The sequence below is a fragment of the Roseateles sp. P5_E1 genome, assembly GCF_054049335.1.
On sequence record NZ_JBFUMN010000030.1, the window covers coordinates 85,536 to 96,033 of the forward strand.

The 10,498-nt window shown below is 70.0% G+C and carries 9 protein-coding genes; 5 read left to right on the top strand and 4 right to left on the bottom strand.

Annotation, left to right across the window (positions count from 1 at the left end; translation table 11 throughout):
• The first annotated feature begins 28 nt into the window (after positions 1 to 28).
• From paoA to paoC, 3 genes are read left to right on the top strand one after another with little or no spacing between them, the layout of a single operon-like run.
• Complete coding sequence (gene paoA, locus ACXJKJ_RS20195; RefSeq protein WP_457391864.1) at positions 29 to 658, top strand: aldehyde dehydrogenase iron-sulfur subunit PaoA; 630 nt, start codon at positions 29 to 31, stop codon at positions 656 to 658.
• Positions 655 to 1,608, top strand: coding sequence for an FAD binding domain-containing protein (locus ACXJKJ_RS20200; RefSeq protein ID WP_457353214.1), 954 nt, complete (start codon positions 655 to 657; stop codon positions 1,606 to 1,608). Before paoA ends, ACXJKJ_RS20200 begins: the two co-directional genes overlap by 4 nt.
• The gene (gene paoC, locus ACXJKJ_RS20205; RefSeq protein WP_457391866.1) at positions 1,608 to 3,800 is read left to right on the top strand and encodes an aldehyde oxidoreductase molybdenum-binding subunit PaoC; all 2,193 of its coding nucleotides are present in this window, start codon (positions 1,608 to 1,610) and stop codon (positions 3,798 to 3,800) included. The genes ACXJKJ_RS20200 and paoC overlap by 1 nt, the downstream gene beginning before the upstream one ends.
• Here the strand turns inward: paoC and ACXJKJ_RS20210 are convergent.
• Positions 3,797 to 4,291: a disulfide bond formation protein B gene (locus tag ACXJKJ_RS20210; RefSeq protein ID WP_056193444.1), complete on the bottom strand. Its 495-nt coding sequence runs from the start codon at positions 4,289 to 4,291 to the stop codon at positions 3,797 to 3,799. The genes paoC and ACXJKJ_RS20210 overlap by 4 nt on opposite strands.
• A complete protein-coding gene (locus ACXJKJ_RS20215) occupies positions 4,291 to 4,758 on the bottom strand; it encodes a RidA family protein (protein WP_056193447.1) in 468 nt (155 codons plus the stop codon). Before ACXJKJ_RS20215 ends, ACXJKJ_RS20210 begins: the two co-directional genes overlap by 1 nt.
• 81 nt (positions 4,759 to 4,839) lie before the next feature.
• Between ACXJKJ_RS20215 and ACXJKJ_RS20220 the strand changes: the two genes are divergently transcribed.
• Both ACXJKJ_RS20220 and ACXJKJ_RS20225 read left to right on the top strand, forming a co-directional pair.
• On the top strand, positions 4,840 to 7,242 hold the full coding sequence (locus ACXJKJ_RS20220) for a DNA internalization-related competence protein ComEC/Rec2 (RefSeq protein ID WP_457391868.1): 2,403 nt from the start codon (positions 4,840 to 4,842) through the stop codon (positions 7,240 to 7,242).
• A 45-nt stretch (positions 7,243 to 7,287) separates the two neighbouring features.
• Positions 7,288 to 8,355 (top strand): cyanophycinase, encoded by a 1,068-nt coding sequence (locus tag ACXJKJ_RS20225; protein ID WP_056193449.1) that lies wholly within the window; start codon positions 7,288 to 7,290, stop codon positions 8,353 to 8,355.
• Here ACXJKJ_RS20225 and mltB read toward each other — a convergent pair.
• Together mltB and ACXJKJ_RS20235 are read right to left on the bottom strand one after the other, a co-directional pair.
• On the bottom strand, positions 8,349 to 9,413 hold the full coding sequence (gene mltB / locus ACXJKJ_RS20230) for a lytic murein transglycosylase B (RefSeq protein WP_235531851.1): 1,065 nt from the start codon (positions 9,411 to 9,413) through the stop codon (positions 8,349 to 8,351). The two genes, ACXJKJ_RS20225 and mltB, sit on opposite strands and share 7 nt — an antisense overlap.
• Positions 9,410 to 10,498, bottom strand: a 1,089-nt coding sequence (locus ACXJKJ_RS20235; RefSeq protein WP_457391870.1) for a transglutaminase-like domain-containing protein, incomplete at its 5' end; no start/stop codon positions are given. The genes mltB and ACXJKJ_RS20235, both read right to left, overlap by 4 nt.

Sequence of the window (10,498 nt, forward strand, 5' to 3'; positions counted from 1 at the left end):
GGTTAGGTTGTGAGCCGCGGGGTCAGCGATGGACGAAGTGCAAGGATGTTGTCTTTCACGCCGGGACGTCTTGATTGCGGGCGCCGGCACGGCAGCCGCCTCAGCCGTTGAGGCCGCTGAACGGGAGCCGGCCATGTCCAATGGAACGACGGGACGCGTGACCCTGGAGGTCAACGGCCAGTCCCACAGCGTCGATGTCGACACGCGCACAACGCTGCTCGACCTGCTGCGCGAGCACCTCCACCTGACTGGCACCAAAAAGGGCTGCGACCACGGCCAGTGCGGCGCCTGCACGGTGCTGCTGGACGGCCGGCGCATCAACAGCTGCCTGATGCTGGCCGTCATGGCGCCGGGCGCCAAGGTCACCACCATCGAGGGCCTGGGCACGCCGCAGCAGCTGCATCCGCTGCAGGCCGCCTTCGTCGCGCATGATGGCTACCAGTGCGGCTACTGCACGCCGGGCCAGATCTGTTCGGCCGCCGGCATGCTGGACGAGCTCAAGCGCGGCGTGCCCAGCCACGTGACGACCGGCCTGACCGCCAAGCCGTTGCTGAGCGCCGACGAGTTGCGCGAGCGCATGAGCGGCAACCTCTGCCGCTGTGGCGCCTACTCCAACATCGCCGAGGCGATCACCAGCGTTGCCAAGGAGGCCGCATGAAAGCCTTCACTTTCGAGCGTGCGCGCACGCCGGCCGAAGCCGCCGCGGCGGTGGCGGGCCGGCCCGACGCCAAGTTCATCGCCGGCGGCACCAATCTGCTGGACCTGATGAAGCTGCAGATCGAAGCGCCGGGCCACGTCGTCGATGTCAACGCCCTGGGCCTGGACCGCATCGAGCCGGCGGACGGCGGCGGCCTGCGTATCGGCGCCCTGGTGCGCAATGCCGACCTCGCCAGCGACGCCCGCGTGCGCCAGGACTACGCCGTGCTTTCGCGCGCCTTGCTCGCCGGTGCCTCGGGCCAATTGCGCAACCGGGCGACGACGGCGGGTAACCTGCTGCAGCGCACCCGCTGCCCCTATTTCTACGATACCGCCCAGCCCTGCAACAAGCGCCAGCCSGGCAGCGGCTGCAGCGCCATCGGSGGCGTGGCGCGCTCGCTGGCCATCATCGGCACGAGCCAAGCCTGTATCGCCAGCCACCCGAGCGACATGGCCGTCGCCATGCGCGTGCTGGATGCGCAGGTCGAGACGGTCAAACCCGATGGCCAGGTGCGCCGCATCCCCATCGCCGACTTTCACAAGCTGCCCGGCGACACGCCCCACGTCGAGCACGCGCTGGCCCACGGCGAGCTGATCACCTCGGTGCTGCTGCCGCCACCCGCGGGCGGCACCCAGGTCTACCGCAAGGTGCGCGACCGGGCGTCCTATGCCTTCGCCCTCGTGTCGCTGGCCGCCATCGTGCAGCGTGATGGCAGCGCGCGCCTGGCCTTCGGCGGCGTGGCGCCCAGACCCTGGCGTGTGGAGGCGGCCGAAGGCCAGCTTTCGCGCGGCGCGCACACAATCTTCGGCCAGGCCTTCAAGGGCGCTGCGCCTCAGCAGGACAACGCCTTCAAGCTCAAGCTGGCCGAACGCTTGCTGGTCGACACCTTGCAGCCGACACGGAGCGCATGATGAGATTCGACCAGCCCGCCACCACCAATCCCATCGACCAGGGCCGCATCGTTGGCCGCCCCACGCCGCGCATTGACGGCCCGTTGAAGACGACGGGGACCGCGCCCTATGCCTACGAACACCACGACCTGAAGCAAGCGCCGGCCGTCGGCTATGTCGTGGGTGCCGGCATCGCCAAGGGCCGCGTGGCCGCCATGGACCTGCGCGCCGCCCGCGCGGCACCCGGCGTGCTGGCCATCGTCACGGCCCAGAACGCCGGCAAGCTCGGCAAGGGCAGCATGAACACCGCCAAGCTGCTCGGTGGCCCGCAGATCGACCATTACCACCAGGCCCTGGCCGTCGTCGTGGCCGAAAGCTTCGAGCAGGCGCGCGCCGCGGCGGCGTTGATCGACATCCGCTACGAGGCCGCCAAGGGCCGCTTCGACCTGGCCGCCGAGAAGCCTCATGCGCCGGTGGCCAAGAGCGATGGCTTCGGTGGCGAGGCCGAGACCAGGCATGGCGACTTCGAGGCCGGCGTCGCCAAGGCGCCGGTGCAGCTGGACGCCAGCTACACGACGCCCGACCAGGCCCACGCCATGATGGAGCCGCATGCCACCATCGCCTGGTGGGAGGGCAAGAAGCTGTCGGTGTGGACGTCCAACCAGATGATCGACTGGGCCGTCGGCGACCTCGCCAAGACGCTGGGCATTCCCAAGCAGGACGTGCGCGTGCGTTCGCCCTTCGTCGGCGGCGGCTTTGGCGGCAAGCTCTTCCTGCGCGCCGACGTCGTGCTCGCGGCCCTGGGCGCCAAGGCCACCGGCCGGCCCGTCAAGATCGCGCTGACGCGGCCGTTGATGTTCAACAACACCACGCACCGGCCCGCAACCATCCAGCGCATCCGTATCGGCGCCAACAAGGACGGTCGTATCCAGGCGATTTCGCACGAGAGCTGGTCCGGCAACCTGCCCGGCGGCGGCCCCGAGACCGCCACGGCGCAGACGCGGCTGCTCTACGCAGGCGAGCACCGCCACACGGCCATGCACCTGGCCGTGCTGGACCTGCCCGAGGGCAATGCCATGCGCGCGCCGGGCGAGGCGCCGGGCCTGATGGCGCTGGAGATCGCGATGGACGAGATGGCCGAAAAGCTCGGTCTGGACCCGATCGAGTTCCGCGTACGCAACGACACCCAGGTCGACCCCGAGAAGCCGCAGCGCCCCTTCTCGCAGCGCCGCTTGGTGGAGTGCTTGAAGCAGGGCGCCGAGCGCTTCGGCTGGAACCGGCGCAATGCCAGACCGGCGCAGGAGCGCGAGGGCGGGTGGCTCATTGGCCTCGGTATGGCGGTGGCCTTTCGCAACAACCTCTTGATGAAGTCCAAGGCCCGCGTGCGCCTGGAGGGTGAGCGCGTCATCGTCGAAACCGATATGACTGACATCGGCACTGGCAGCTACACCATCATTGCGCAGACGGCGGCCGAGACCATGGGTGTGACCCTCGACAAGGTCGTCGTGCGCCTGGGCGATTCGGCCTTCCCCGTGTCCTGCGGTTCGGGCGGCCAGTGGGGCGGCAACAACTCGACGGCGGGCGTCTATGCGGCCTGCATGAAGCTGCGCGGCATGGTGGCCCAGAAGGCGGGCATGGCCGACGCGGAGTTCGTTGGCGGCGAGGTGCGTGGTGGCGGCAAGACCGCGCCGTTGAAGTCATTCGCCGGCCTGGTGGCCGAGGACGGCATTGAATACGGCGACCTCGACAAGCGCTACCAGCAGTCCACTTTTGGCGGGCATTTCGCGGAAGTGGCGGTGGACGCGGTCACCGGCGAAGTGCGCGTGCGCCGCATGCTGGCCGTGTGCGCGGCGGGGCGCATCCTGAACCCCACCTCGGCGCGGAGCCAGGTCATCGGCGCCATGACCATGGGTGTGGGTGCGGCATTGATGGAAGACCTGAAGGTGGACCACCGCCGCGGCTTCTTCGTCAACCACGACCTGGCCGGCTACGAGGTGCCGGTGCATGCCGACATCCCGCACCAGGACGTCATCTTCCTGGACGAGACCGACCCGATCTCGTCGCCGATGAAGGCCAAGGGCGTGGGCGAGCTGGGCATCTGCGGCGCGGCCGCTGCGGTGGCCAACGCCGTCTACAACGCCACCGGCGTGCGGGTGCGCGACTACCCGCTGACGCTGGACAAGCTGCTCGCCGGCCTGCCCGCGCTGACTTAGCGGCGCTGGTTCAGGACGATCAGGCCCAGGGCGGCCAGCGCGGCGAACAGCAGGCCGCTCCAGACCTCGTAGGGCAGGCCGATGAGGCGATAGGCCGCGGCCTCCACGCAGTTGGCCGTGATCATGAAGACCGAGGGCCACAACTCCTCGAGCCCGAGCGCCGTGACGATCTTGTCCGCCAGGCCCATCGCGCAGGTGGCGCTCTGCGAGGCCACCTCATGCTGGAAGACGGCCGCCGTGAGGCCCGCGGCGCACAGCATCAGCACGACCACGAGGGCCGTCTGACGCAGCGCGCGCTTGGCGCTCACCAGCCAGCCCAGCAGCGACACAGCGCCGATCACCAGGAAGATGGCGCGTTGCAGCACGCACCACGGGCAGGGCTTGACGCCGAACTGGTGCTGGGCGATCAAGGCGATGCCGACGGCGCCAAAGCTCGCCACGGCCATGCCGGCCAGCGCACGGGCCGGCAGCTTGGAAGGGGTGGTGAACATCAGTCCTGAACTTCCGCGATCAGCTCGATCTCGACGCAGGCGCCAAGCGGGATCTGGGCCACGCCGAAGGCGCTGCGGGCATGCTTGCCAGCTTCGCCCAGCACCGCGGCGAACAGCTCGGAGCAGCCGTTGGTGACGAGGTGCTGCTCGGTGAAGTCGGGCGTGCTGTTCACGAGGCTCATGACCTTGACGATGCGCACGATCTTGCCCAGGTCACCGGTGGCGGCCTGCAGCGTGCCGAGCAGGTCGATGGCGACGGCGCGTGCGGCCGCCTGGCCGGTGGCGGTGTCGACATCCTTGCCGAGCTGGCCCATCCAGGGCTTGCCGTCCTTTTTGGCGATATGGCCCGACAGGAACAGCAGGTTGCCGGTGCGTGTGAAGGGCAGGTAGGCGGCGGCGGGAATGGCCAGCGGCGGCAGGGTGATGCCGAGTTCGGCGAGCTTGGCTTGGATGGCAGAAGAGCTCATGCGTAGTAGCGCGGTGGCGCAAGCGAAAAACCGCGGCATGCTACACCCCGCGTCCCAATAAGGCGGGACAGGGGAGGGGCATTGGCTCAGCGGCCGTGGGGCGTGCGCGAACTGGTGGCAACGGGCGTGGCCTGGCTGGCCGGCCTGGCCCTGCTGCAATGCTGCGAGCGACTGCCGATGGCGGCCGAATATGCGCTGCTGGTCTTGGCGTTCTTGCTGTTCCTGCTGCTGCACCGTCGCCATTGGCTGGCCTTGGCCGCAGCGGTCGCGGTGCTCGCATTCACACAGGCCGGGTTGCGCGCCGAGCTGCGCATGAAGCCCGAGCTGCATCCGGCCTGGGAAGGCCGCGATCTGGTGCTGGGCGGCCGCATCGATTCGCTGCCCATCGCCGTCACCGGCCAGGGGGGCGCGCCGGGTTGGCGCTTTGAATTTGCCGTGGACTCGGTCGGCGCAACGGGCACAGCGCTGCCGCCCGAAGTGCCGCGACGTTTGATGCTGTTGGCCTATGACTCAGCGCCCATCACTGCGGGCGAGCGCTGGCGCTTTACCGCCCGCCTCAAGCGCGCCCATGGCCTGGCCAATCCGGGCGGTTTCGATGTCGAGCTGTGGCTGTTCGAGCAAGGCCTGCGTGCCAGTGGCGTCGTGCGCACGGCCGAGCGATTGCAGGCGGCGCCCTGGTGGTCGCTGGACGCCGCGCGCCAGCGCCTGCGCACCGCCATCCGCGAACGCGTGGCCGACCCTGGTATGGCCGGCGTGCTGGCGGCGCTGAGCCTGGGCGACCAGAACGCCATTACCCACAGCGACTGGAATCTGTTTCGCGATACCGGGGTGAGTCATCTCCTGTCGGTCTCAGGAAGTCACGTCGTCCTGCTCGGTTGGCTGGCCTCTGCACTCGTCGCGCCGCTGTGGCGCCGCAGCCGCTGGCTCTGCCTGCGCATGCCCGCGCCCACGGCGGCACGTTGGCTGGGCGTGGCGGTGGCCTTCGTCTATGCGCTGTTCTCGGGCTGGGGCGTGCCGGCGCAGCGCACCGTCATCATGCTGGCCGCCGTCGCCGCTCTGCGCAGCCTTGGCCTGCGCTGGCCCTGGCCGCTGATGCTGCTGGCGGCCGCCGTCATCGTCACGGCAGCCGACCCCTGGGCGCTGATGCAGCCGGGCTTCTGGCTGTCCTTCGGCGCCGTGGGCCTGTTGATGGCGGCCGGCGGCGAGCACGCAGACGGCTGGCGCGCCAGATGCAAGGCGGCGCTGCGCACCCAGGCCATCGCGACCATCGGCCTCGCGCCGCTGAGCCTGATCTGCTTTGCGCAGCTCTCCGTCGTCGGCCTGCTGGCCAACCTCGTTGCCATCCCGCTGATCAGCTTCGTCATCACGCCGCTGGCTTTGCTGGGCGGCCTGTTCACGCCGCTGTGGGCACTGGCCGCCGTGCTGATGCAGGCCTTGATGGCCTGGCTCAAGCTGCTGATCGCCTGGCCAGCGGCGGTGTGGTGGCTGCCGGCGGCGCCACTGTGGTCACAGGCACTGGCATTGCTGGGCGCCGTGCTGATCGCACTGAGACTGCCCTGGCGGTTGCGCGCTGCAGGTCTGCTGATGACGCTGCCGCTGCTGTGGCCGGCCGTGCCGCGCCCACCTGACGGCGAGTTCGAACTGCTGGCGCCGGACATCGGCCAGGGCAACGCGGTGCTGGTCCGTACCCGTGGCCATGCGCTGCTTTTCGACACCGGCCCGGTTTATGCGCCGGGCTCGGACGCTGGCGAGCGGGTGCTGCTGCCACTGCTGCGTCGCCTGGGCGTGCACCGGTTGGACATGCTGATGCTCAGCCACCGCGATGGTGACCACGTCGGCGGCGCGGCGACTTTGATGCAGGCGCTCTCGGTGGGAGAGCTGCGCAGCTCGCTGGAGCCGGGCCATCCGCTGCTCGGCGTCGGGCTGCCCGTACAGCGCTGCGAAGCCGGCCAGACCTGGACCTGGGACGGCGTGCGCTTTGACGTACTGCACCCCACGCTGGCCCATTACGGGGGCGGCTTCCGGTCTAACGACCTGTCTTGCGTATTGCGCATCACGGCGGCTTCGGGCCGACGCGTGCTGCTGGCGGGCGACCTGGAGGCCGAGCAGGAGCGGCAGCTCGTGAAGCGCGAGGCTGATCTGCATGCCGAGGTGCTGCTCGTACCACACCACGGCAGCAAGACCTCATCCAGCGCCGAGCTGTTGGCCGCCGTTGCGCCGAGCGTCGGTGTCGTGCAGGCCGGCTACCGCAGCCGCTTTGGCCATCCCGCGCCGCCGGTGCTGGCGCGCTACCAGGCCGCGGGCATCGCCGTCGTTGCCAGCCCGGCCTGCGGCGCCTGGCGCTGGCAGAGCGCGACGCTCGAGTCGAGCTGCGAGCGCGAGCTTCGCCAGCGCTATTGGTTGGACCGCAGTCCGGTCATTTCGGGCCTGGACGGCCCTCTGGTTGAAGAGGCGCCAACGGCCGAGGCCGAGCTGGCCTTCTGACGCCGGGGCTGCCACACTCGCCCAGCCATCACCTGGGAAAATCACATGAAGCGCTTGGATATCTGGGCCCGTCGCATCGTCTCGTTGGGCCTGCTCTGCGTGAGCCTGGCCGCCGCAGCGGGCGGTGGCAGTGCCGGCAGCGGCGCCAAGGCCACGGCCGGCAACAAGGACTACGACCTCTACCGCAGCGGCAGCGCCGCCGATGCGCTGCCTCCCCAGCCAGCGAGCAACCAGCTCGTGCTGATGGGCGGTGGCCTCGACGTCGACGACGCCTTCCGCGCCATGATCGCCAAGGCGCGTGGCGGTACGGCGGCCAAGGTCGACGTTGTCATTCTGCGCACCTCGGGCGCCGACGGCTACAACGCCTATCTGATGGCCATGGACGGCGTCGACTCGGTCGAGTCCATTGTGCTCAAGACACGGGCCGGCGCCAGCGCGCCCGAGGTGCTGGACCTGGTCGCTCGCGCCGACGTGCTGTTCATCGCCGGTGGCGACCAGTCCACCTATATCGCCCAGTGGGCTGGCACACCGCTGGAGGCCGCGATGAAGGCAGCGGTGGCGCGCAAGGTGCCCTTTGGCGGCACCAGCGCCGGCTTGGCCGTGCTCGGGCAGTTCGACTACTCGGGCGCCAACCAGTCGGTGTCGTCGGCCACCGCCATGGCCAACCCCTATGACCGCGGCGTCACGCTGGACCGCAGCTTCCTGAATGCGCTGCCGCTGATGGCGAACGTCATCACCGACGCCCACCTCGTCGCTCGCGACCGCATGGGCCGCCTTGTCACCTTCCTGGCTCGCCTGTCGGCTGACGGCTGGGCCGGCTGGCAGACGCTGCGCGGCATCGGCGTGGATGAGCAGACGGCCGTCGTTGTCGACGGCGATATCGCCACCGTCATGGGCAATGACGACGGCCTGGGCGGCCGCACCGGTCGCGCCTACTTTCTCAAGCCGACGCTGGCGCCGACGACGGTGCAGGCCAGGAAGCCGCTGACCTTCCGCAGCCTGCAGGTCGAGAAACGCACGGCCGGCGGGCAATACAACCTGGCCACTTGGCCGACCGTGTCGCCGTATTTCATCTCGGTGGAGACGGGCGTGTTGATGCCCAACCCCTACTGAGCTTTGGAGGCTTGGCGCGCCCGGGCCACGGCCTGGCCGAGCTCGATGACGGCCAGCGCGTAATAGGCCGACCAGTTGTAGCGCGTGACCGTCCAGAAATTCTGCGTGCCCAGCAGCACGGTGGTCGGCTTCTTCGGCCCGTTCTGCAGCTCGATGACGGCCATGGGGCCATCGTGGTCGAGTGCGGCCTTGGAGGGCAAGGCGCCGGCGGCGCTGAGGTCGGTGGCGGTGAAGCTGGGCTTGATGTCCGGCGCCAGCAGGCGCGCCCGCTCGCGGCGGTCAGCGGGCAGTTTGACGCTGTAGTGCGTCGCCTCGCCGGGCTTCCAGCCGTACTCGGACAGGTAGTGGGCCACGCTGCCGATGGCGTCCACCGGGCTGGCGATCAGGTCGATGCGGCCATCGCCGTCGAAATCCACCGCATGCTGGCGCCAGCTGCCGGGCATGAATTGCGGCCAGCCCAGGGCCCCGGCATAGCTGCCGCGCACCTCGCCGGCGTCCAGGCCGTTCTCGCGACAGAGCTTGAGGAACTCGGCCAGTTCACTGCGGAAGAAGGCCTGGCGTTCGGCGGCGCGCGGGTGCTCGGTGGGAAAGTCGAAGGCCAGCGTCGCCAGCGCGTCCAGCACCTTGAAGCCCCCGGTGATGCGGCCATAGAAGGTCTCGACGCCAATGATGCCGACGACGACCTCGGCCGGCACGCCATAGGTGCTCTCCGCTCGCGCCAGCGCGGCCTCGTGCTCGGCCCAGAAAGCCACGCCGGCGTCCAGGCGCCTGGGCTCGATGAAGCGGTCGCGGTAGGCCGTCCAGTTCTTGGCTGTGCCGACGGCCGCCGGCAGGATGAGCTGCCGCACGCGCGGCAGGTCCAGCGCCTGGCTGAGCTGCTCGCGCAGCGCGGTGGCGTCCCAGCTTTGCGATGCCGCAAGCTCGTCGGCAAAGGCGACGAGGGCGGGGCGGTTGCCCAGCGGTTCAGGAGGCGGCGCCGGCTTGGCGTGGCGGGGTTTGGCGTGGACGGCACAAGCCAGCAGCAGGCCGGCCAGCAGGGGGAGGTATCGGAAATTCACGGCTGCAGCATACGGGCCGCGGCGCGGAACTCGCCCCAGGCGGGCGCCGATGCGTCAGGGGCGTAGCGCGAGCGCTCCAGCTTCTCCAGCCACTGCGCGGCCGGCTCGGCCTTCTGGCCATGCTGGCGGCGCAGCGCGCGCGCCCAGGCGGCCGGACTCTCGTGGGCGGGGATGCTCACGCCCGCACGGGTCAGCAGGGCGGCTATGCGCGCCCGCTGGCGGCTCCAGGCGTCGTGCGGCCGGCTGCTCCAGCGTATCCAGGCGGCGCCTGCCACGGCCAGCACGAGGATGACGCCGGCCAGGGCCTGGCCCAGCGCCGTCCAGTCGGGTTGGCTGAAGCCCAGGCGCTTGAGCAGGTCGAACTGGTTGTCGCGCGAATAATTCAGCACCAGTTGCTGCCAGCGGTTGTTGACGGTCTCCCAGCCATTGCGCATGGCCCGCCACAGCGTCGGGTTGAACTGGCCCAGCACGCCGGGCTGCGGCCGCAGCGCCAGGCCCTGGGTGACGCGGTTGGGCGCCACGGCGGCGGTCGGGTCGCTGCGCACCCAGCCGCGGCCTTCGACCCAGAACTCGGCCCACGCATGGGCATTGGCGTTGCGCACGACCTGATAGCCGTCCTGGGGTTCGGCGTCCCAACCCTGGAAGCCGGTGACGATGCGCGCCGGCACGCCCATGGCGCGCATGACGACGACGAAGGCGGAGGCGAAGTGCTCGCAGAAGCCCAGTCGCCGGTCCAGCCAGAACTCGTCGATGACGTCGGGCGAGGTCTCGCCATAGCGGCCGGGGGTCAGCGTGTAGGTGAAATCCTGGCTGCGTATGTGCTCAAGAAGGGCTGCGGCCAGAGCTTCGGCACGCGGGCCTGGCCCCAGCGTGGCAAAGCGCGCCTCGCCGGCCAGCAGCTCGGCCCAGGCACGGGTGCGCGGATTGAGACCGGCGGGCAGGTCGAGGTCGGTGGTCAGTTGCAGGCGGTTGCGGCGCTCCCCGGCCCGCCAGGCCGTGTGGGCGCTGGTGGCCACCCTCAGCCTCTCGGTGATGGGCCGCGGCGACAGCCATTGCAGCTCGGGCCCGCGCACGACGGTCAGGTC

Bases quoted from the DNA above. Each gene is read 5' to 3' on its own strand.
- ACXJKJ_RS20210 (WP_056193444.1), bottom strand. From the start codon at position 4,291: ATGTTCACCACCCCTTCCAAGCTGCCGGCCCGTGCGCTGGCCGGCATG.
- paoC (WP_457391866.1), top strand. From the start codon at position 1,608: ATGAGATTCGACCAGCCCGCCACCACCAATCCCATCGACCAGGGCCGC.
- paoA (WP_457391864.1), top strand. From the start codon at position 29: ATGGACGAAGTGCAAGGATGTTGTCTTTCACGCCGGGACGTCTTGATT.
- ACXJKJ_RS20225 (WP_056193449.1), top strand. From the start codon at position 7,288: ATGAAGCGCTTGGATATCTGGGCCCGTCGCATCGTCTCGTTGGGCCTG.
- ACXJKJ_RS20215 (WP_056193447.1), bottom strand. From the start codon at position 4,758: ATGAGCTCTTCTGCCATCCAAGCCAAGCTCGCCGAACTCGGCATCACC.